The sequence below is a fragment of the Tatumella sp. UCD-D_suzukii genome (genome assembly GCF_000611875.2).
GTDB classification, from domain to species: Bacteria; Pseudomonadota; Gammaproteobacteria; order Enterobacterales; family Enterobacteriaceae; genus Tatumella; species Tatumella ptyseos.
Window position 1 is genome coordinate 80,239 of the sequence record NZ_JFJX01000064.1, and the last position, 20,361, is coordinate 100,599.

Consider the following 20,361-nt stretch of genomic DNA (forward strand, 5'->3'; position numbering starts at 1 on the left):
CTGCCACACAACAGTAATCGTTTGCGTTCTGCTAAAAACGGACTGAGTACAATGTCCCACGCAACATCATAAAATTCTGTCATAAGAAAAAAATGGGGCGTCGCATCCTACCCGTTAAATACATCCTCCGTAAAGACCCCTGAATCGTATGAGATCACACTCTTTCTTCAACCTTCGGGGAAAATTAATATAATTTATTGTTATATTGGGTGTTTCTTATCAATAAAACTGCGTTTCACCGCCTGTTTTCGAAAAATGTAAGACAATGTTCTGCAGCACTCTGTACCCGGCCCCGGGACTGAATGCAGGAATAGCCGCTGTATAGCCCCGATATGGCAGCAGGATCAATGCCGGTCTTCTTTCAGCACAGTTTTATCTGCTAAAAAAACCGTCTCCGTCACCCGATCCGCCAGGGCCTCCGCCATGAGCGCAGGGTAGATTAAACGGCTCTGATACGGCATTATCACGGGCAGATATAATAAACGCTTTATCAGACCCGCTCTCCGGTGTGGCTGGCAGCACTTTTAATAACAGGTTGTTCCCCTGAATGATAAATAATGAAACCACCCCCGAGCTGACCCTGTACGGCATTAAAAACTGCGATACGGTGCGTAAAGCACGGCGCTTTCTGGAAGAGCAGGGCATCGCTTTCCGATTCCATGATTACCGTGCGGACGGAATCGACAGTTGCCGGTTATCGGCATTTGTTGACGCGCTAGGCTATGAAACACTGCTGAATAAGCGAGGTACGACCTGGCGAAAACTCCCTGAAGACATCCGTGACTCTGTTCAGGACAGTGCCAGCGCTGTCAGGGTGATGCTGGAACACCCGGCCGTGATCAAACGGCCGCTGTTGTGTGCGACGAACGGTAAACTGCTCGCCGGTTTTTCACCTTCCACTTACCTGACGTTTATTCAGGAGAATACTTAATGTTTTGCCCCGTTATTGAACTTGCACAGCAACTGATCCGTTGTCCTTCGGTAAGCCCGGAGGATGCCGGCTGTCAGTCGCTGTTAATCGACCGCCTGAAAGCGATCGGTTTCCGGATTGAACCGATGAATTTTGGAGATACCAAAAACTTCTGGGCGACCCGGGGCGAAGGCGAAACACTGGCCTTTGCAGGCCATACCGATGTCGTCCCGCCGGGAGAGAGCCGCCACTGGATTAACCCGCCCTTTGAGCCGACCATCCGCGACGGTATGTTATTTGGCCGTGGCGCTGCCGATATGAAAGGATCACTGGCTGCCATGGTGGTGGCCGCTGAACGCTTTGTGACCATGAATCCGAACCATCGTGGCCGTCTGGCATTCCTGATCACTTCAGATGAAGAAGCGAGCGGGATCAACGGCACGGTCAAAGTGGTCGAGGCTCTGATGGCCCGCCAGGAGCGAATGGACTACTGCCTGGTCGGTGAGCCATCCAGCACCGAAGTCGTCGGTGATGTGGTAAAAAATGGCCGTCGGGGTTCCATTACGGCGAATCTGACAGTACATGGTGTGCAGGGGCATGTGGCTTACCCGCACCTTGCTGATAACCCGGTACATCGGGCACTGCCTGCACTGAATGAACTGGTCGCTACCCGCTGGGATGAAGGCAATGAGTTCTTCCCGCCAACCAGCATGCAGGTCGCAAATATTCAGGCCGGTACCGGCAGCAACAATGTGATCCCGGGCGATCTCTTTGTACAATTCAACTTCCGTTTCAGTACGGAACTGACCGATACCCTGATCCGGGAACAGGTTGAAGCCCTGCTGACGCGCCATCAGCTTCGCTACACGCTGGAATGGAATCTGTCCGGTCAGCCTTTCCTTACCCCGAAAGGTAAACTGGTCGATGCGGTAGTCAATGCAGTTCAGCACTATAATGAGATCAAGCCACAACTGCTGACTAACGGCGGTACCTCTGACGGACGTTTTATCGCACGGATGGGAACGCAGGTCGTGGAACTGGGGCCGGTCAATGCTACCATCCATAAAATTAATGAATGTGTAAAAGCATCTGATCTGCAAACTCTCAGCCGGATGTACCAAAGGATTATGGACCAGCTGATTGCCTGATGACTGAAGGAGTCACGTCATGGAATGGTTAAAAGAGTATTGGTGGGTTTTTATTATTGTGTTTATGGTCGGCATTCTGGTGAATGTCTATAAAGACCTGAAACGCGTCGACACGAAAAAGTATCTGGATAATAAACCTGAACTCCCGCCACATCGTGACTTCAACGATAAGTGGGACGACGATGACGACTGGCCAAAGAAAAAGTGATCGGCCATCACACGGATATCCCCTGCGGATATCCGTGTTTCTCTCCTGCCTTTACTGTGCGGTGTTCGCCACCGGAAGTTTGCCACGGCTGCAGACCGGAATCCCCCTGCCGGGCGCTGTCGATGATTTTCTGACATCGCTGTTTATGGCCTGTTTTGTTCACTCTCGTTCGTTTTTTTCCGGTCCGGCTACACAGGGTTTCCTGTCGATCAGACGTTTTGCAAAGCCTCCAGTTGTCCGGCAAACTGCCTGGCCCTGTGCTCATTAAGCTCCGATAACACCTGAGCGACGTCCTGGCGCAGCAGACGTAACCAGGCCTTTCGGCCTCCTGCCGCCACGACCGACTGCTGCTCGCTGATATCCCCGGCCTCTGCCGCAAGCGCAAACAGACCGGGAGGAGGCTGTGAAATACCGGCCTTCAGGCGCATCAGTGCAGGGAAAGCCGATTCAAACGGCCGCCTTCCCCAGGCGAAAGCCGCCAGCTCCTGCCAGTCCTCATCACTGAATTCATTATCACTGCATTCCTCAGCGACAGGAAAATCCGGGTCAGATAACCCGCGCTTTCGCATATACGGCCCGTCACGGGACATCCGCTGCTCCGCCGCGATCACCAATTGACCGGCCGCCGCCGTCCGGGGAAGGATTGCCATGGCCGCAAAGCAACCGCTACTGGCTTCACGCTGTGTCCCCAGCCTGACCAGACGAAATCCGCATGACTGCCAGAAATGCCATAGCTCCCGGGTATAGCCAAAACTGACCGACAGATAATCATAGCCCTCCGCCGCGGCAATCGCTGCCATGACCAGCGCCTGACCTCTTCCCTGACGCCGCACCTGTGGGTGAACGGCAATGCGGCTGATACGTAAAGAGCGCATACTGGCCGCCTGTGAGAAACCGGCGTGAGCCGCCAGAGACTGCGCAACCAGACTTCCTTTCGGACGCCGAAATCCGGCCCGGATGGCCTCACTGAGCGGCTGTGAGAGCCCACCTTCTTCCACCAGCCATAAGGCTCCCCGCAATCCGCTTTCCGTCTCATCGACCAGCAATGTCATTCCGGGAGCATCCATCATCCGCCGTAAATCAAGCGGGGAGGTCCGGTAATGGGCAGCCGTCAGCAGACGGTATACGGCCTGTGCTTTCGCGGGTTCATATAACCAGGCCGCAGAGGGCAGACACCGGATCCCGGTTCCCTTTCCGGCCGGGGGATCGGTTCTGTCATCAAACAGAAACAGTGCATCTATAAAACGTTCCAGAGGGTCACCGGCTGCCCAGCGCAGGGGCTCAGAAAGACTGTACTGAACCACCTCCGGTAATCCGGCACAAAACTTCAGTAAAAAGCCGCGCCCTGTCCCCTCGTAACCTTGTACCGTGGTGCAGAGCAACACTCGCCTGAACCGGCTCACCATCTGTTGCAACAGCGGTGCGGGGATGGCAGCGGCTTCGTCGACAATCAGCCAGCCCTCTCCCCTCTTATCTTCAGCGACCAGGGCATCCGGCGCGATAAACCTGAAATGTTCACCGGCAAATTGCTGTAAAACTTCGGTGGAGACTTTCGCGGGGGCGGAGATCAATGCGCCCGGGTTATCCCGGGCCAGCATCCCCGCCAGCGCAGATTTCCCGCGGCCACGGGGAGCGGTGACTACCGCCACACCCCGCTGCAAGGCATTTAACTGCTGAAGTAGCTCTGTTTGCTGCGCCGGGGCGCAGCATTGCCACGCCTGATAGTCGGGAAGCGGCGGGACATTGCCCGGCTGGTGCTGCTCCAGGTAACTGACGTCCGGTGACGAGGCCAGTACCGAGTGCAGATGCCACATAAACCCCGGCACGTCGATAGCCTCCGGGGTATCGGCCCAGCGCAGGCTGTCCTGATCCTGCCAATGCGGCCATTGCTCCCGGGGAGGCAGCAGCAGCAGCAACCAACTGCCGGCCAGCAAGGTCCCGGCCAGTGTTGCCAGCGCTTCCGCATGAAAGCCGGATCGGGCATCAAAAATCGCATGACGAAATTCGCGGCCCAGACATTGCCTAACCGCTGCCGGGGGGATACAGGGGGAAAGCGTTTCAGGCGCCGTACTGACGGTCAGCCAGTCACCCGCCAGCCCCTGTCTCAGCGTCTGTGCTGACCGGCAAACCCAGTCGGGGTCACCACTGATAATACAAAGGCGGCGAACCCCGGTTCGCCGCATGTGTTCACTTTCAGAGAACAGTGCTGTCATTGGGTCGCAAAGGTGTTGCACTGTGCAGGATCTCCGCTGTCAAAACCACGTTTGAACCAGCTGTATCGCTGTTGTGAGGTTCCGTGAGTGAAGCTGTCCGGCACCACCCTTCCCTGACTCTGCTGTTGCAGTTTATCGTCGCCAATGGCCTGTGCGGCATTCAGCGCTTCCTGCACGTCTCCGGTTTCCAGGACATTCTGTTGCTGCATATAATGTCCCCATACCCCGGCGAAGCAATCGGCCTGCAACTCCAGCTTCACCGATAAACGGTTGGCTTCCGTTCTGCTGCTCTGTTGCTGCTGTTGCCTGACCTTTTCTTCAATCCCTAATAATTTCTGTACATGGTGACCGACTTCATGGGCAATGACGTAGCCATCAGCAAAGTCTCCTCCGGCCCCCAGTTTATTTTTCAGCTCATCATAAAAGGAGAGATCAATATAAACCGTCTGGTCTGCCGGACAATAAAAAGGCCCCATGACCGACTGCCCGGTACCGCACCCGGTGGTGGTCTGTCCCCGGTACATCACCAGCTTTGGATCCACATAATGCCGGCCCATTTTCTGAAAAATCTGCCCCCAGACATCTTCTGTCGAGGCGAGGATCACCGAAGTAAACTTCGCCGCCTGGTCATCAGCCGCCGTATGGGGCTGTGGTTTACCGGCGGTCTGTGAAGTGGTGGTGACCTGACTATGAGGACTTCCGCCACCGAGCAACGGCGTCAGGTCATAACCGTAATAGCCGGCCACCACAACCACAATCAGTATCACAATACCGCTTTTACCCCGCGGGATACGGATACCGCCACCCCCGGTGCCACTGTTGTCTGCAGAGGACTGATCGCGTCTGTCCTCTACGTTGTCACTTTCCCGTCGCCCTTGCCAACGCATCTGTTACCTCTGTTATTTTTTATTACATCTGGCTGATTTTAGTGGGTGAACAGAAGGATGACCAGTATCGGAACCCATGCAATGACAAGAGACAGAAAAATAGCCGGCGGGGAACACATAAAAGAGAAAACGCCGGTTGCACCTGACAGTGCAATACCGGCGTTTCAGCGTACGGCGGTGCGGAAATTAATCGAGCGGCACGCCTAAACGATGAGCCACTTCTTCATAGGCTTCAACCACTCCGCCCAGGCTCTGACGGAAACGATCTTTATCCATTTTAGCCATCGTCGATTTATCCCATAGACGTGCCCCGTCCGGTGAAAATTCATCACCCAGCACAACTTCACCACGGAACAGACCAAATTCCAGCTTGAAGTCCACCAGAATCAGCCCGGCGTCATCAAAAAGCTGGCTCAATACCGTGTTTGCCTGCAGGGTCAGTTCACGCATCCGCGCCAGATGCGGCTGACTTACCCAGCCGAAGGTTTCGCAATAAGATTCATTGATCATCGGATCATGATGAGCATCGTCTTTCAGGAAAAGATCAAACAGCGGCGGATTCAGAGGGATACCCTCTTCCACACCCAGTCTTTTCACCAGGGAACCGGCGGCACGGTTACGCACCACACACTCTACCGGAACCATATCGAGCTTTTTCACCAATGCTTCAGTGTCAGAAAGCAATCTTTCCATCTGAGTCGGAATGCCGGCCTGTTGCAGCTTTTGCATAATAAAATAGTTAAACTTGTTGTTAACCATTCCTTTGCGGTCAAACTGCTCGATTCTTGCCCCGTCTCCTGCTGATGTATCATTGCGGAATTCCAGGATCAGTAAGTCAGGATCCTGAGTACTGAACACTGTTTTAGCTTTGCCGCGATACAACTCAGCTTGCTTTTGCATCTTATTAACTCCAAACATGAAAGAACTTACGCACGGTTGCTGATTTACTCGGAATCTTCACGCCACGCAATCGTTTACCTTGCGGAATATTACTATGCTAAAACAAAAATAAAAAGGCCGGAGAAGCTCCGGCCTTAAAGACTTATTTATTTAACGCGGCCTGTAACACAGGAACCAGCGCATCATTCTGCGACTGGGTCAGCACATGCCCTTTCGGGTCGATGAACTGCAGGCTACTGCGGTTATCCAAATCACCTAACTGTAATTTGTAATCACCATTGACCAGGCCCGGATCTTTCGCGCCTAACGCATTCCAGGTACTGCTACCCGGTGCGCTGTAACTCACTTTCAGGCTACCTTCGGAACGATCTTTATCGGACACTTTCATACCGACACGCAGCAATGCTGCAGGTAAACGTTCCCAGGCGGTATTGAAAGGCGCACGGATAATCAGATCCGGTAATCCGGTATCATCGGCACCGCTCTGCACATCAATGCTGCCGGTGAGATTACCGGAGGCATTGGCACGCGCCGTCGCAATCGCATTCAGTCCGGAAGAAATCGTGTTCAGCAGTTGTGTGCTATAACGCTGAATTTCTTCCGGACTTGTCACAGCCACGCCCTTCTGCTGCAGTTCCAGCGAACGGACAGTGATCACCGTCTGATAGCTTTGCTTGTCGACGGTTATCTGGTAACGGCCACGGTACTGATGGTCTTCATCCGGACGATTCCAGTTAATCCATTCTGTGGTTAATTGCTGCGTCGCGTCATCACGCTGTGCGATCCCCCACTTCTGTACCTGCACAATACTGACGACCTGATCCCAGGTATCCGACTGCGGATTTTCAATAATAAGTACTGCACTGTTGCCGGAAAGCTGCGTCCGGCTGCCATTCAGTAATGCCAGCGGTTGGGCCGGCGGACGGATATCCAGCTGTGTACCCGTAGCCCCTTTAATGGTTCCCGCAGGGACCTGATACTGGCCACTCTCCAGAGGTAAAATCATCCCTGAAGGGGTATTGAGATCCTGCAATCCTGTCGCTTTCAGGTAATCCAGGTTGCCGTTAATTTCCCGCTTATAATGCTGATCATGAGAACAGGCAGTCAGTAATAAAACCACTGACAAACCGGCAACTCTGGCGACTGCCGAACTCTTAACTGAATAAGCCATTGAAACTCCCTAAATTATCGCAGACCTGCTTCACGCATTGCCCGGGTGATGACAGGCTCTGCTGTTGCAGTCAACGGCGTCATCGGCAAACGTAAAGTGTCTTTCGCGATCAATCCCAGCTGCCTGGCTGCCCACTTAACGGGGATAGGATTGGGTTCACAAAATAACGTGTGATGCAGATCCATCAGACGTTGATTCAGGTGCCGGGCTTCTGTAAAACGACCTTGCTGAGCAAGCGTACAGACTTCCGCCATTTCACGGGCAGCAATATTTGCTGTGACAGAAATGACACCCGAGCCTCCCAGTTGCATAAAGTCTAACGCGCTGGCGTCATCGCCGCTCAGCAAAATAAACTTTTCATCAACCAGCTCTTGGATCTGACTCACACGTGATAAGTTCCCTGTTGCCTCTTTAATTCCGATAATATTTTTGATTTCGGCTAAGCGGGCAACAGTATCGGGTAACATATCGCACCCGGTACGGGACGGCACATTATACAGCATTTGCGGTAAATCGGTGCTTTCGGCGATCGCTTTGAAATGCTGATACATCCCTTCCTGAGTCGGACGGTTGTAATAAGGAACGACAGTCAGACACCCCACCACTCCGCTGTTTTCAAAATGGCGGGTCAGTGCAATACCTTCAGCCGTCGCGTTGGTGCCGGTGCCGGCAATGACCGGAATACGTCCGTCGGCCAGTTCTACCGTGGCTTTTACGACTTCCACATGTTCTTCATGGCTGAGTGTTGCCGACTCTCCCGTCGTACCGACGGACACGATGGCAGACGTTCCGCTATCAACATGATAATCAATAAGTGTTTTCAGACTTTCACGACAAAGATGGCCGTTATCATCCATCGGCGTGATTAGCGCAACAATACTTCCGGTAAACATTAGCGATCCCCTCAACCCACAATTGGTTCATGGTACGGTTTACCTCAGGTGAAAAGCAAGCAAGCCGGACGCTTCATATGCTTGTCAGCAGTTTTTTTTATGTTTACCTTAAGGTTATTAGTAAAAGAACAGGAAAGCCTACTTTGTCGCCATCACAACAACACCATTTAGTCATTACCGCTCTGGGGGCTGACCGACCGGGGATAGTCAATACCATCACCCGTCATGTCAGCCGCTGCGGTTGCAATATTGATGACAGCCGACTGGCGCTGTTAGGGGACGAGTTCACCTTTATTATGCTGCTGTCCGGAAGCTGGGACGCTATCGGCCGAATAGAGTCTACACTGCCAATGAAAGGGGCTGAACTTGAGTTACTGATTGTGATGAAAAGGACCGAAGTTGAAGCTCATCCGCCGCGGCCGGAAACCGTGCGGATTGAAGTTGAAGTGGCCGACTCACCCAGCATTATCGAACGCTTTACCGACCTGATGGATAAGCACCGCATGAATATTGCCGAGCTGGTCTCGCGCACCCATCCGGTCAGCGCAGGTCAGTCCCCGACGTTATATATTCAGATAACTGCCCACAGTACCGGTCAGAATGAACGGCATATTTTTGAACAGGCGTTTCATCAGCTCTGTACAGAACTCCATGCGCAGGGCAGTATACGGCTGTTTAGCATACTCGACAGTGACGCGTCAGAAACATTTCCCGGCCGGTGAAAGTACCTGCCCGGAAGTTACCTGCCCCGGGAAAAATTGCGCATTTTACGCACTTGTGCCGTAGCGACTTTTTTCCGAAGGTAGGTTAGCAGATATCTTAATACCCACGGGCTGACACAGCCCAGAGATAAGTTCGGAGAGTTGTGATGAATCCACTGAAAGCCGGTGATAAAGCACCTTTGTTCAGCTTGCCTGATCAGGACGGGGAACAGGTTAACCTGACCGACTTCCAGGGTGAGCGGGTACTTATATACTTTTACCCTAAAGCGATGACCCCGGGATGTACGGTACAAGCCTGTGGCTTGCGGGACAATATGGCCGCCCTGAACAGCGCGGGGGTGCAGGTACTGGGGATCAGCACCGATAAACCGGAAAAGCTGTCCCGTTTTGCGGAAAAAGAATTACTGAATTTCACCCTGTTGTCCGACGAAGACCACCAGGTCTGTGAGCAGTTCGGAATTTGGGGTGAGAAGAAATTTATGGGGAAAACCTATGATGGTATTCATCGTACCAGTTTTCTGATTGCAGCTGACGGGACAGTGGAAAAAGTCTTTGATGATTTTAAAACCTCTAATCATCACGACATTATCCTGAACTACCTGCAATCCTGATCCCCCGGTGTGATACCGCAGGCATCATTCTGCGCCGGTATCACACCTTCTGATTACGGGACTCACACCCGTACAGTCGCTCTGTTATACTCCCGCTTAATGACGCCCCCCTCTGACATCGTTTGCCGACACCGCAGATTCAGATATGAGCCGTTGCGAAACTGGCGAACCTGTCTCAGTATCCGGGTATTGTTCCACTGCTGATGAACAGGGATGGAGAATGACGTTCTCGTTAAGAAATACGCTGGCAACCCTGATACTGATGGCCTCTGCCGGGGGATCCCTACCGGCAGCCTGTGCCGCCGATGTGACGGATACCTTGCCGGATATCGGTACCACCGCCGGTGCCACACTGTCGATTAATGAAGAACTGCAGATGGGCGACTTCTACGTTCGTGAATTACGCCACAGTGCACCGCTAATCTATGACCCGCTGCTGGATAATTACATCAACACACTGGGCCAGCGCCTGGTGGCCCATGCTTATTCGGTCAAAACCCCGTTCCACTTTTACCTGATCCAAAATGATGAGCTGAATGCGTTTGCCTTCTTTGGCGGTAATGTGGTGCTGCATTCTGCCCTGTTTCGTTATACCGATAACGAAAGCCAGCTGGCTTCGGTCATGGCCCATGAAATATCGCATGTGACTCAACGCCACCTGGCCCGGGCCATGGAAGAACAAAAACGCAGCGCGCCTCTCACCTGGGTCGGAGCGCTGGGTTCCATTCTGCTTGCCATGGCGAATCCGCAGGCCGGGATGGCTGCGCTCACCGGAACACTGGCCGGGACACAGCAAGGGATCATTAGTTTTACCCAGCAAAACGAAAAAGAAGCGGATCGTATTGGTATTCAGGTACTGGAACGTGCCGGGTTTGATCCGCAGGCGATGCCGGATTTTATGCAGAAACTGGCAGATTTATCCCGTTATGATTCCAAACCCCCGGAAATTCTGCTGACCCACCCGTTACCGGATAGCCGGCTGGCCGATGCCCGAAACCGTGCAAATCAGATGCCCGCGGTCGTCGTACATTCGTCACAGGACTTCTTCTTTGCCAAAGTCCGGATGTTAGGGATGTATGGCCCGGCCGGGGGACAACGCAACGGACTACTGGATGATCTGCTCGACCAGTATGCGAAAGGCAATCAGCGTCAGCAACTGGCCGCCCGGTACGGAAAAGCCGTATTATTTCTGCAGGCAAAAAAATACCGTGATGCCGGAAACATCATCCGGCCCCTGCTACAGCAGCATCCGGACAACCTGTGGTTTCTGGATATCATGAGCGATATCGACATCGGTCTGAAACAGCCGGCCGCCGCCGTGAAATTACTGACATCGGTGAATAGTCAGCAACAGAATAACCCCGTCATTCAGCTGAATCTGGCCAATGCCCGTCTGGAAGCCGGCCAGCCCGGTGAGGCCCGCACCCTGCTGAATCGCTATACCTGGAGTTATCCGGATGACCCGAATGGCTGGGATCTCCTGACGCAGGCAAATGCTGCATTGGGCGACAGTGACGAAGTGTTATTTGCTCAGGCGCAGGGGCTGGCACTGAACGGACAACTGGAACAGGCAATCCGCGCACTGGTCAGTGCCAGTGCACAGGTCCCCGTTGGCAGCCTGAAACAGGCACGTTATGATGCCCGTATCGATCAGTTGCGTCAGTTACAGCAACGTTTCCGTCAGTATCAGAAAGGTTAATGCCCTATGACTATCCAGATTTATCACAACCCCCGTTGTTCCAAAAGCAGAGAGACACTCGGTCTGCTGCAACAACGGGGGATCGAGCCGGAAATTATTCTCTACCTTGAATCCCCTCCGTCACCGGAAACACTGAAACAACTGTTAGCCGCGGCCGGATTCAGTGAACCCCGCCAGCTGATGCGGCGTAATGAAGAAATCTATAAAACTCTGGGGCTGGCCGATAAGACATTGACGGAGGATCAGTTACTGGCAGCGATGGCAAGCCATCCGAAACTGATTGAGCGGCCACTGGTAGTCAACGGTGACCGGGCCCGTCTGGGCCGGCCTCCTGAGCAGGTTCTTGAAATCCTGGATTGCTAAAGACTGAGCGTTTCCTTCACGAAAGGGATCGTCAGTTTACGCTGGGCAGTAATAGAGGCATGATCTAACCTGTCCAGCGTTTCAAACAACGTGCGCATTTCCCGGTCGAGGCGTTTGAGCAGAAAACGGCCGACATCTTCCGGCAGTTCAAACCCTCTTAACCCTGCACGTAACTGCATGGCCTGTAATTTTTCGTCGTCTGACAAAGGCTGCAAACGGTAGATCTGGCCCCAGTCGAGGCGGGATGCCAAATCGGCTAATTTCAGGTTCAGCTGCCTCGGTGGCCGATCACCGGTGATCAGTAAGCGGGTTTTCCCGGTTTCCAGGATCCGGTTATAGAGATCGAAAATGGCCATCTCCCAGTCTTCATCACCGGCAATACATTCGATATTATCGATGCAGACCAGCGCCAGATGCTCCATCCCTTCCAGAACCTCCGGGACAAACCAGGTCCGTTTATCAAGCGGCACATAACCTACCGCTTCATCCCGTGAGGATATCTCGGCACAGGCTGCATGCAGTAAATGGCTCCGTCCCCCGCCTTCACGTGACCAGAAATAGAGATAGCCGCCATGTTGCTGTGTTAACGCTCCTTTGAGCGCAGCGAGTAGCGACGAGTTGGCCCCTGGCCAGAAACTGGCAAAGGTTTCATCGTCAGGCAGGTAAAGCGGCAAAGACAATTGCGCCGGCGTGTTCAGGTGCACCTCAGCATAAATGGCAAAAAACGCGCTCAGTCTATCACAAGTTTCCCGCGGAGATGAACCGGACAACCCGCAGGGCTGTCCGATGACAGATTAACGGATCAACTTGTCCCGACGGCATCGTCCTTTTCAGGGCGCAGCACATCGATAAGATGGAAAATAACACTCAGGATCACCCCGACAATCGTTGCCAGCGCCATGCCTTTCAGTTCGACAGCACCCACCTGTATTTTCGCACCGCTGACCCCGATGATCAGGATAATCGCGGTCAGCATCAGGTTTTTTGCATTGCTGTAATCGACTTTGGCATCGATCAGCACACGAACCCCGGACGCAGCAATCACTCCGTATAACAGCAGCGACACTCCCCCCATCACCGGGACCGGGATCGCCTGGATCAGCGCCGCAAGTTTACCGACACAGGACAGACAGATGGCGATAATCGCGGCCCCGCCAATCACCCAGGTACTGTAAACCCGGGTGATCGCCATCACACCGATATTCTCACCGTAAGTGGTATTGGGTGTGGAACCAAAAAAGCCGGAGATGACCGTTGACAGGCCGTTGGCGAACATCGAACGGTGCAGGCCCGGGTCCTTTATCAGGTCGCGTTTCACAATATTCGCCGTGACCACCAGGTGACCGACATGCTCAGCAATCACCACCAGCGCCGCCGGCAGGATAGTCAGCATCGCAGCCCATTCAAAACGCGGTTTATAGAATGTCGGTAATGCCAGCCAGGGGGCTTGCTCTACCGCAGACCAGTTCACCATGCCCAGGAACGAAGCCAATACATAGCCGGCGACGACGCCAATCAGGATCGGGATAATTGCCAGGAAGCCCCGGAACAGAATTGAGCCGAACACCGTGACACCGAGTGTGACCAGCGAAACCAGCACCGTTTTATTATCCATCAGAGCGCCGTTCGCCGGTAATAAACCGGCCATACCGGCAGCAACACTGGCCAGTTCTAAACCGATAATGGCAATAATCGCCCCCATGGCAGCGGGAGGAAACATCACATTCAGCCAGCCCGTCCCGGCTTTTTTGACGATTAACGCCACCAGACAAAATAAGACCCCGCACAGAATAAAGCCGCCCAGCGCCAGGTCATATCCCTGAGGCAGCAGCAGTAAAACGGGGGAAATAAACGCAAAGCTGGACCCCAGATATGCCGGGATTTTTCCTTTACAGATGAACAGATACAGTAAGGTACCCAGCCCATTGAATAATAAAATAGTCGCCGGGTTCACGTGAAACAATATCGGTACCAGCACCGTCGCCCCGAACATGGCAAACAAATGCTGCAGACTCAGCGGAATCGTCTGCAGTAGCGGTGGTCTTTCATTCACTTCTATCGTACGCCGTGTCATTTCTTCATCCCCTTAATTTTTATTTTTACCGGACATAAAAAAACCGACATCACGTCGGTCAGAACAAATAAACTTTTACCGGCAGCTTCCGGCGAAAAAAAAGATGCAGCCACTGCGGGCCAGAGGCGCCGAAGTGCCCCCCGATACCATACCGGCCCCGTCCCGTTCATCAGAACCCGACGGTGCCCGCCCCTTCCGGGGGCAGAAAGCGTTACCCTGCCCATGCCCCGCACTCCCGGACTTACTTCGTCCCGAAGATTTTATCGCCTGCATCGCCGAGTCCCGGAATAATGTATCCGTGTTCATTCAGGCCCTGATCGATGGACGCGGTATACAGCTCAACATCCGGATGCGCTTTTTCCAATGCCTCAATCCCTTCAGGAGCTGCCACCAGCACCAGAACTTTAATGGATTCACAGCCAGACTGCTTCAGCAGATCGATAGTGGCAATCATGGAACCCCCGGTCGCCAGCATCGGATCAACCACCAGCGCCATACGTTCTTCGATATTGGACACCAGCTTCTGGAAGTAAGGCACAGGCTCAAGGGTTTTTTCGTCACGATAAACCCCTACCACACTGATCCTGGCACTCGGGATATGTTCCAGCACCCCGTCCATCATTCCCAGCCCTGCCCGCAGGATAGGAACCACCGTGATTTTTTTACCTTTAATCTGGTCAATCTCTACCGGGCCATTCCAGCCTTCAATCGTCACGACCTCCGTTTCCAGACCCGCCGTCGCTTCATAGGTCAGCAGACTTGCGACTTCAGAGGCTAATTCACGAAAACGTTTAGTGCTGACATCATGTTCACGCATCAGGCCTAACTTATGTCTGACCAGGGGGTGTCTGACTTCCACGATCTTCATTATTCTTCTCCCGGAACGCATTGAGCTAAAAAAAAATCGTCGGATTATATCGTTTTTTACGAAAATCGGATACTGACTTAATCAAAATCTGAGTCACAGATTTTTAAAAAAAACAAAATCACCGATCGGTTTTACGAACAGAGAGGAGAGGTGAACAACAGACTCGCAAACGTTTGCCTGCACTGCTAGAATAGCCGCGCTCTATTAAAACCACCAACCGCAATTCGCGTGGGGAATCTGCAGTGACCGACAAAACGACTCTCAGTTATAAAGATGCCGGTGTTGATATTGATGCCGGTAATACTCTGGTTGACCGAATTAAAGGGGTTGTAAAAAAAACCCGCCGCCCGGAAGTGATGGGAGGCCTCGGAGGCTTTGGTGCACTTTGTGCTTTACCGCAAAAATACCGCGAGCCAATCCTGGTTTCAGGTACTGATGGTGTAGGAACGAAATTGCGTCTGGCAATGGACCTGAAACGTCATGACCATATCGGGGTTGACCTGGTCGCCATGTGTGTCAACGACCTGGTGGTTCAGGGGGCTGAGCCCTTATTTTTCCTGGATTACTACGCCACCGGTAAGCTGGATGTCGATACTGCTGCTGCCGTGATCACCGGCATCGCCGAGGGTTGTTCGCAGTCAGGATGTGCACTCGTCGGCGGTGAAACCGCTGAAATGCCGGGTATGTACCACGGTGAAGATTACGATGTCGCTGGTTTCTGTGTCGGAGTGGTGGAAAAGTCAGAAATCATTGATGGCAGTAAAGTCAGTGAAGGTGATGTATTACTGGCCCTGGGGTCAAGCGGTCCGCACTCAAACGGATATTCTCTGGTCCGTAAAATTCTGGAAGTCAGCCAGACCGACCCGGTTGTGCAACAACTGGAGGGTAAATCTCTGGCCGATCATCTGCTGGAACCGACCCGCATTTACGTCAAAAATATTCTCAGCCTGATTGAACAGGTTGACGTGCATGCGATAGCCCACCTGACCGGCGGCGGATTCTGGGAAAATATCCCACGTGTATTGCCTGAAAATACCTGTGCTGTAATTGATGAATCCAGCTGGCAATGGCCGGCCGTATTTACCTGGTTACAGCAGGCCGGTAATGTCAGTCGCCATGAAATGTATCGCACCTTTAACTGTGGTGTCGGTATGGTTATCGCGTTGAGCCCGGCGAATGCCGATAAAGCACTGCAACTCCTGCAGGATGCCGGTGAGAACGCGTGGAAGATCGGGGTGATTGAATCCGCGGAGTCTTCTGCTGAGCAGGTCATTATCAAGTGATGAAAAAGCTGGTTATCCTGATCTCAGGAACCGGCAGTAACCTGCAGGCAATTATTCATGCCTGCAGGTCAGGTCTGCTGGCGGCAGAGATTTCCGCCGTCGTCAGTAACAAGGCCAGCGCAGGCGGCCTTGATTATGCCCGCCAGGCCGGTATCCCAGCCCTGTCACTTGACCCGTCCGCTTTTGCTGACCGTCAGCAATTTGATCGACAGATGATGGCCGAAATTGATAACTTTCATCCGGATCTGGTCGTACTGGCCGGTTATATGCGCATTTTAAGTCCGGAGTTTGTTGCACGTTATGCCGGACGGATGATTAACGTCCACCCTTCTCTTCTGCCGGCGTATCCCGGGTTACATACCCATCGCCAGGTACTGGAGAACGGTGACAGCGAACATGGGTCTTCTGTGCATTTTGTCACCGAGGAACTGGATGGCGGACCGGTTATCCTGCAATCAAGGATCCCCGTTTCAGGGGATGAAACGGAACAACAGTTACAGGCCCGGGTCAAAGCCGAAGAGCACACCCTGTATCCGCGGGTGATCCGCTGGTTCCTTGAGGGCCGTCTGGCACTGCGTGATAATCAGGCCTGGCTGGATAATACCCCTCTTCCGCCCGGCGGTTACTGTCCGGAACACGCCTATCGTTAATCTCTCTGCGCTGCCTTCCGGCAGCGTAATTCTTTTAATCTCCCGGCAAACCTCTGATCGTCCCCGAAGGAAACTGACCACTATTGGACATTTCTGCCATATTCTCGCCATAATGTGACGAGACACTGGGGCCGGAGTTCTGTCAGAGTGATACGGAGTCGTAATGGGTCAGGAAAAACTGTACATAGAGAAAGAATTAAGCTGGTTATCCTTTAATGAACGGGTACTGCAGGAAGCGGCGGATAAACTGAACCCGTTAATTGAGCGTATGCGCTTTCTGGGGATTTATTCCAGCAATCTGGATGAGTTTTATAAAGTCCGCTTTGCTGATCTTAAACGCCGTATTCTGATTGGTGAGGAACAAGGTTCCGTCACTGTGCCGCGCCATTTGCTGAAAAAAATTCAGCAGCGGGTTTTGAAAGCCGATCAGGAGTTCGACCATCTTTATAATGAATTACTGCTGGAAATGGCCCGCAACCAGATTTTCCTGATCAACGAGCGGCAGCTTTCCCCGAATCAGCAAATCTGGCTGCGGAATTATTTCCGCCAGCACCTGCGCCCGCATGTCACCCCTATCCTGATTAACAGCGATACCGATCTCACTCAGTTTCTGAAAGATGACTATACCTATCTGGCGGTGGAACTGATCCGTGGCAGCCGTAAACGCTATGCGCTGCTGGAGATCCCGTCAGATAAAGTACCGCGCTTCATCAATCTGCCGGCCGAACCACCGCGCAGACGGAAGCCGATGATCCTGCTGGATAATATTCTGCGTTACTGTCTGAACGAAATCTTTAAAGGCTTTTTCGATTACGACGAACTGAATGCCTACTCCATGAAGATGACGCGTGATGCGGAGTATGACCTGGTGACCGAAATGGAATCCAGCCTGCTTGAGCTGATGTCATCCAGCCTGAAACAGCGTCTGACGGCCGAGCCGGTACGTTTTGTCTACCAGCGTGATATGCCGGCAGAAATGGTGGAACTGCTGTGCGAAAAACTCTCCGTCTCCAACCAGGACTCTATTCTGGCGGGCGGCCGATATCATAATTTTAAAGATTTTATCCAGTTCCCGAATGTCGGCCAGCGTAATCTGGAAAATAAGCCCTTGCCGCCTATTCGTCATCGGGGGTTTAACGGATTCCGCAACGGTTTTGATGCTGTACGCGCGCGGGACATCCTGCTCTATTACCCCTACCACACGTTTGAGCATGTGCTGGAGTTCCTGCGTCAGGCGTCTTTTGACCCGGCGGTCTTATCTATCAAAATCAATATTTACCGTGTTGCCAAAAATTCACGGATCATGGAGGCCATGATCCATGCGGCACACAACGGTAAAAAAGTGACGGTCGTGGTCGAACTGCAGGCTCGTTTTGACGAGGCCGCCAATATTTATTGGGCAAAACGCCTGACCGAAGCCGGAGTGCATGTCATTTTCTCTGCGCCTGGCTTAAAAATCCACGCCAAACTGTTTCTGATTTCCCGCCGCGAAGGGGAAGACGTTATCCGTTATGCCCATATCGGTACCGGTAACTTTAACGAAAAGACAGCCCGCCTTTATACGGATTACTCGCTGTTAACCTCTGATGCCCGCATCACCAATGAAGTACGGCGGGTGTTTAACTTTATTGAGAACCCTTACCGCCCCGTCTCTTTCGATTACCTGATGGTGTCGCCGCAAAACTCACGGCGTATGCTTTATAAGCTGGTCGATCAGGAAATCGCTAATGCACAGGCAGGTAAACCTGCAGGGATCACCCTGAAGATTAATAACCTGGTGGATAAAGGTCTGGTAGACCGCCTGTATGCGGCCTCCGGTGCCGGCGTAAAAGTAAATTTACTGGTCCGCGGAATGTGTTCGCTGATCCCGGATTTACCGGGCATCAGTACCAACATCCGTGTGATCAGTATCGTGGATCGCTATCTTGAGCATGACCGGGTGTACGTTTTCGAGAATGACGGCGATAAAAAAGTCTATCTCTCGTCGGCAGACTGGATGACGCGTAATATTGATTACCGTATAGAAGTGGCCGTCATTATTCTTGACCCGCAAATTAAACAACGCATTCTTGATATTATCGGTATTCTATTCAGTGATACCGTGAAGGCAAGGATCATCGACAAAGAGCTGAGTAATCGTTATGTGCCCAGAGGCAACCGACGTAAAGTCCGCGGACAACTGGCCATCTATGACTACATCAAAAATCTGGAACAACCTGAATAATATTTATGCCAAAAACAGATAAAAAAATCGCGAAGCCTCAGGAATTCGCGGCGATTGACCTCGGCTCTAACAGTTTTCATATGGTGATCGCCCGGGTTGTCGATGGTGCGTTGCAGGTACTCAGCCGCCTTAAACAGCGAGTCCATCTGGCCGATGCTATTGATGCCGATAATCGTCTGAGTGAGGAAGGGATCAACCGGGGTCTGTCCTGCCTGGCATTATTTGCCGAGCGTCTGCAAGGGTTTGACCCTGCCAATGTCTCCATTGTCGGGACGCATACCCTGCGGGTCGTCACCAATGCGGAAGAGTTTTTACGACGCGCCGCAGAGGTGATCCCCTACCCGATTGAGATTATTGCCGGTAACGAAGAAGCCCGGTTAATTTTTATGGGGGTGGAGCACACACAACCGGAAAAAGGCCGTAAGCTGGTGATCGATATCGGTGGCGGTTCAACGGAACTGGTTATCGGCGAAGATTTCGAACCGCAACTGGTGGAAAGCCGTCGCATGGGGTGTGTCAGTTTCTCGAATAGCTACTTCCCGGGGGGTGTGATCTCTGCCGATAATTTCCGGCGTGCGCGTCTGGCGGCAGTACAAAAACTGGAAACCCTGTCCTGGCAATTCCGGCTGCATGGCTGGAAGTATGCTCTGGGTGCGTCGGGCACGATCAAAGCAGCCTGTGAAGTGCTCTCTGCCCTGGAAGGAAAAGAAAAAACCCTCACCCCGGAAACACTCGACCGTCTTTACGATGAAGTGATCAGGTATAAATCCTTTGATGCCCTGAGTCTGCCCGGACTGTCTGAAGAACGGAAAGCCGTCTTTGTGCCGGGCCTTGCCATTCTGCGCGGTGTGTTTGATTCGCTCGGGATCCGGGAACTGTTGTTTTCTGACGGTGCGCTGCGTGAAGGCGTTCTCTATGAAATGGAAGGCCGGTTCCGCCATCAGGATATCCGCACCCGTACAGCACAAAGCCTGGCGAATCATTATGCTATTGATAACGAACAGGCTGCCCGGGTGCTGGAAACCGTTCAGCATTTACATACCCGCTGGGCAGAGCAGAACCCTAAGCTGGCTAACCCGCAACTGACTGCATTACTGCAATGGGCGGCAATGCTCCATGAAGTCGGTTTATCCATTAATCACAGCGGTATGCAGCGCCACTCTTCTTATATTCTGCAGAACTCCAATATGCCGGGCTTCAGTCAGTCCCAGCAGTTATTACTGGCAACACTGGTCCGTTATCACCGTAAAGGGATTAAACCGGATGAGTTTCCACGCTTTCTCTCTTTCAAGAAGAAGCAGTATTTACCGCTGATTTTCATCCTGCGACTGGCGGCCCTGCTGAGTAATCAGAGACAGGCAACAACCCGCCCTGAATCGCTTGAACTGACCACTGATGATGGCCACTGGACACTGACCTTTCCGAAAGGTTTTTTCGACCAGAATACCCTGGTCCAGCTGGACCTGGAGCGTGAGCAAAGCTACTGGAAAGAAGTGACCGGATGGCAGCTCAGGCTGGCTGAAGAAGAATAAACGGA

19 protein-coding genes are annotated in these 20,361 nt (G+C 52.7%); 11 read left to right on the top strand and 8 right to left on the bottom strand.

The annotated features are described in order from the left end of the window. Nucleotides 1-547 precede the first annotated feature (547 nt). The 3 genes from CG67_RS14270 to CG67_RS14280 are packed head-to-tail and all read left to right on the top strand — an operon-like array spanning nucleotide 548 to nucleotide 2,266. A complete protein-coding gene (locus tag CG67_RS14270; RefSeq protein WP_025903611.1) occupies nucleotides 548-931 on the top strand; it encodes an ArsC family reductase in 384 nt (127 codons plus the stop codon). Next, nucleotides 931-2,058, top strand: coding sequence for a succinyl-diaminopimelate desuccinylase (gene dapE / locus CG67_RS14275; protein WP_025903612.1), 1,128 nt, complete (start codon nucleotides 931-933; stop codon nucleotides 2,056-2,058). Before CG67_RS14270 ends, dapE begins: the two co-directional genes overlap by 1 nt. 19 nt (nucleotides 2,059-2,077) lie before the next feature. Then, the gene (locus CG67_RS14280) at nucleotides 2,078-2,266 is read left to right on the top strand and encodes a YpfN family protein (RefSeq protein WP_025903613.1); all 189 of its coding nucleotides are present in this window, start codon (nucleotides 2,078-2,080) and stop codon (nucleotides 2,264-2,266) included. 209 nt (nucleotides 2,267-2,475) lie between these two features. Here the strand turns inward: CG67_RS14280 and CG67_RS14285 are convergent, their stop codons facing one another. The 5 genes from CG67_RS14285 to dapA all read right to left on the bottom strand — a co-directional run bounded on the left by CG67_RS14285 (nucleotide 2,476) and on the right by dapA (nucleotide 8,330). Further along, nucleotides 2,476-4,500 carry a tRNA(Met) cytidine acetyltransferase TmcA gene (locus CG67_RS14285; protein ID WP_235501140.1) on the bottom strand — a complete coding sequence of 675 codons (2,025 nt, stop codon included), beginning with the start codon at nucleotides 4,498-4,500 and terminating at the stop codon, nucleotides 2,476-2,478. Continuing rightward, a complete protein-coding gene (locus CG67_RS14290) occupies nucleotides 4,476-5,366 on the bottom strand; it encodes a neutral zinc metallopeptidase (RefSeq protein ID WP_025903615.1) in 891 nt (296 codons plus the stop codon). Before CG67_RS14290 ends, CG67_RS14285 begins: the two co-directional genes overlap by 25 nt. A 186-nt stretch (nucleotides 5,367-5,552) precedes the next feature. Continuing rightward, nucleotides 5,553-6,266 (bottom strand): phosphoribosylaminoimidazolesuccinocarboxamide synthase, encoded by a 714-nt coding sequence (gene purC / locus CG67_RS14295; protein ID WP_025903616.1) that lies wholly within the window; start codon nucleotides 6,264-6,266, stop codon nucleotides 5,553-5,555. Nucleotides 6,267-6,408: 142 nt separating this feature from the next. Next, complete coding sequence (gene bamC / locus CG67_RS14300; protein WP_025903617.1) at nucleotides 6,409-7,437, bottom strand: outer membrane protein assembly factor BamC; 1,029 nt, start codon at nucleotides 7,435-7,437, stop codon at nucleotides 6,409-6,411. Between the two features lie 14 nt (nucleotides 7,438-7,451). Next, the gene (gene dapA / locus CG67_RS14305) at nucleotides 7,452-8,330 is read right to left on the bottom strand and encodes a 4-hydroxy-tetrahydrodipicolinate synthase (protein WP_025903618.1); all 879 of its coding nucleotides are present in this window, start codon (nucleotides 8,328-8,330) and stop codon (nucleotides 7,452-7,454) included. A 143-nt stretch (nucleotides 8,331-8,473) separates the two neighbouring features. Between dapA and CG67_RS14310 the strand changes: the two genes are divergently transcribed. The 4 genes from CG67_RS14310 (at nucleotide 8,474) to arsC (ending at nucleotide 11,725) form a co-directional block, all read left to right on the top strand. Further along, nucleotides 8,474-9,052 (top strand): glycine cleavage system transcriptional repressor, encoded by a 579-nt coding sequence (locus CG67_RS14310; RefSeq protein ID WP_025903619.1) that lies wholly within the window; start codon nucleotides 8,474-8,476, stop codon nucleotides 9,050-9,052. Between the two features lie 146 nt (nucleotides 9,053-9,198). Then, the gene (gene bcp, locus CG67_RS14315; protein ID WP_025903620.1) at nucleotides 9,199-9,663 is read left to right on the top strand and encodes a thioredoxin-dependent thiol peroxidase; all 465 of its coding nucleotides are present in this window, start codon (nucleotides 9,199-9,201) and stop codon (nucleotides 9,661-9,663) included. Nucleotides 9,664-9,925: 262 nt separating this feature from the next. Further along, nucleotides 9,926-11,362 carry a M48 family metallopeptidase gene (locus tag CG67_RS14320; protein ID WP_051170852.1) on the top strand — a complete coding sequence of 479 codons (1,437 nt, stop codon included), beginning with the start codon at nucleotides 9,926-9,928 and terminating at the stop codon, nucleotides 11,360-11,362. A gap of 6 nt (nucleotides 11,363-11,368) precedes the next feature. Beyond that, nucleotides 11,369-11,725, top strand: coding sequence for an arsenate reductase (glutaredoxin) (arsC, locus tag CG67_RS14325; RefSeq protein WP_025903622.1), 357 nt, complete (start codon nucleotides 11,369-11,371; stop codon nucleotides 11,723-11,725). On the opposite strand, the gene hda is transcribed toward arsC, so the two are convergent. From hda to upp, 3 genes are all read right to left on the bottom strand, one after another. Further along, on the bottom strand, nucleotides 11,722-12,423 hold the full coding sequence (gene hda / locus CG67_RS14330; protein ID WP_212713451.1) for a DnaA inactivator Hda: 702 nt from the start codon (nucleotides 12,421-12,423) through the stop codon (nucleotides 11,722-11,724). The genes arsC and hda overlap by 4 nt on opposite strands. 104 nt (nucleotides 12,424-12,527) lie before the next feature. Further along, nucleotides 12,528-13,799, bottom strand: a complete 1,272-nt coding sequence (gene uraA, locus CG67_RS14335; RefSeq protein ID WP_025903624.1) for a uracil permease — start codon at nucleotides 13,797-13,799, stop codon at nucleotides 12,528-12,530. Nucleotides 13,800-14,040: 241 nt separating this feature from the next. Further along, nucleotides 14,041-14,667, bottom strand: coding sequence for a uracil phosphoribosyltransferase (upp, locus tag CG67_RS14345; protein WP_025903626.1), 627 nt, complete (start codon nucleotides 14,665-14,667; stop codon nucleotides 14,041-14,043). Nucleotides 14,668-14,909: 242 nt separating this feature from the next. On the opposite strand from upp, the gene purM reads away from it, so the two are divergent. The 4 genes from purM (at nucleotide 14,910) to ppx (ending at nucleotide 20,356) form a co-directional block, all read left to right on the top strand. Continuing rightward, the gene (purM, locus tag CG67_RS14350; protein ID WP_025903627.1) at nucleotides 14,910-15,950 is read left to right on the top strand and encodes a phosphoribosylformylglycinamidine cyclo-ligase; all 1,041 of its coding nucleotides are present in this window, start codon (nucleotides 14,910-14,912) and stop codon (nucleotides 15,948-15,950) included. Next, the gene (gene purN, locus CG67_RS14355) at nucleotides 15,950-16,600 is read left to right on the top strand and encodes a phosphoribosylglycinamide formyltransferase (protein WP_025903628.1); all 651 of its coding nucleotides are present in this window, start codon (nucleotides 15,950-15,952) and stop codon (nucleotides 16,598-16,600) included. Before purM ends, purN begins: the two co-directional genes overlap by 1 nt. 163 nt (nucleotides 16,601-16,763) lie before the next feature. Further along, a complete protein-coding gene (gene ppk1, locus CG67_RS14360; protein ID WP_025903629.1) occupies nucleotides 16,764-18,824 on the top strand; it encodes a polyphosphate kinase 1 in 2,061 nt (686 codons plus the stop codon). Between the two features lie 5 nt (nucleotides 18,825-18,829). Next, nucleotides 18,830-20,356: an exopolyphosphatase gene (gene ppx / locus CG67_RS14365; RefSeq protein WP_025903630.1), complete on the top strand. Its 1,527-nt coding sequence runs from the start codon at nucleotides 18,830-18,832 to the stop codon at nucleotides 20,354-20,356. Nucleotides 20,357-20,361: the final 5 nt, after the last annotated feature.

What these genes read in the sequence shown, in the direction of transcription:
- upp (WP_025903626.1), bottom strand. Translation starts at nt 14,667, where the DNA reads ATGAAGATCGTGGAAGTCAGACACCCCCTGGTCAGACATAAGTTAGGC.
- uraA (WP_025903624.1), bottom strand. Translation starts at nt 13,799, where the DNA reads ATGACACGGCGTACGATAGAAGTGAATGAAAGACCACCGCTACTGCAG.
- ppx (WP_025903630.1), top strand. Translation starts at nt 18,830, where the DNA reads ATGCCAAAAACAGATAAAAAAATCGCGAAGCCTCAGGAATTCGCGGCG.
- purN (WP_025903628.1), top strand. Translation starts at nt 15,950, where the DNA reads ATGAAAAAGCTGGTTATCCTGATCTCAGGAACCGGCAGTAACCTGCAG.
- CG67_RS14270 (WP_025903611.1), top strand. Translation starts at nt 548, where the DNA reads ATGATAAATAATGAAACCACCCCCGAGCTGACCCTGTACGGCATTAAA.
- bamC (WP_025903617.1), bottom strand. Translation starts at nt 7,437, where the DNA reads ATGGCTTATTCAGTTAAGAGTTCGGCAGTCGCCAGAGTTGCCGGTTTG.
- ppk1 (WP_025903629.1), top strand. Translation starts at nt 16,764, where the DNA reads ATGGGTCAGGAAAAACTGTACATAGAGAAAGAATTAAGCTGGTTATCC.
- bcp (WP_025903620.1), top strand. Translation starts at nt 9,199, where the DNA reads ATGAATCCACTGAAAGCCGGTGATAAAGCACCTTTGTTCAGCTTGCCT.
- CG67_RS14290 (WP_025903615.1), bottom strand. Translation starts at nt 5,366, where the DNA reads ATGCGTTGGCAAGGGCGACGGGAAAGTGACAACGTAGAGGACAGACGC.
- CG67_RS14280 (WP_025903613.1), top strand. Translation starts at nt 2,078, where the DNA reads ATGGAATGGTTAAAAGAGTATTGGTGGGTTTTTATTATTGTGTTTATG.
- dapE (WP_025903612.1), top strand. Translation starts at nt 931, where the DNA reads ATGTTTTGCCCCGTTATTGAACTTGCACAGCAACTGATCCGTTGTCCT.
- CG67_RS14320 (WP_051170852.1), top strand. Translation starts at nt 9,926, where the DNA reads ATGGCCTCTGCCGGGGGATCCCTACCGGCAGCCTGTGCCGCCGATGTG.
- purC (WP_025903616.1), bottom strand. Translation starts at nt 6,266, where the DNA reads ATGCAAAAGCAAGCTGAGTTGTATCGCGGCAAAGCTAAAACAGTGTTC.
- dapA (WP_025903618.1), bottom strand. Translation starts at nt 8,330, where the DNA reads ATGTTTACCGGAAGTATTGTTGCGCTAATCACGCCGATGGATGATAAC.
- arsC (WP_025903622.1), top strand. Translation starts at nt 11,369, where the DNA reads ATGACTATCCAGATTTATCACAACCCCCGTTGTTCCAAAAGCAGAGAG.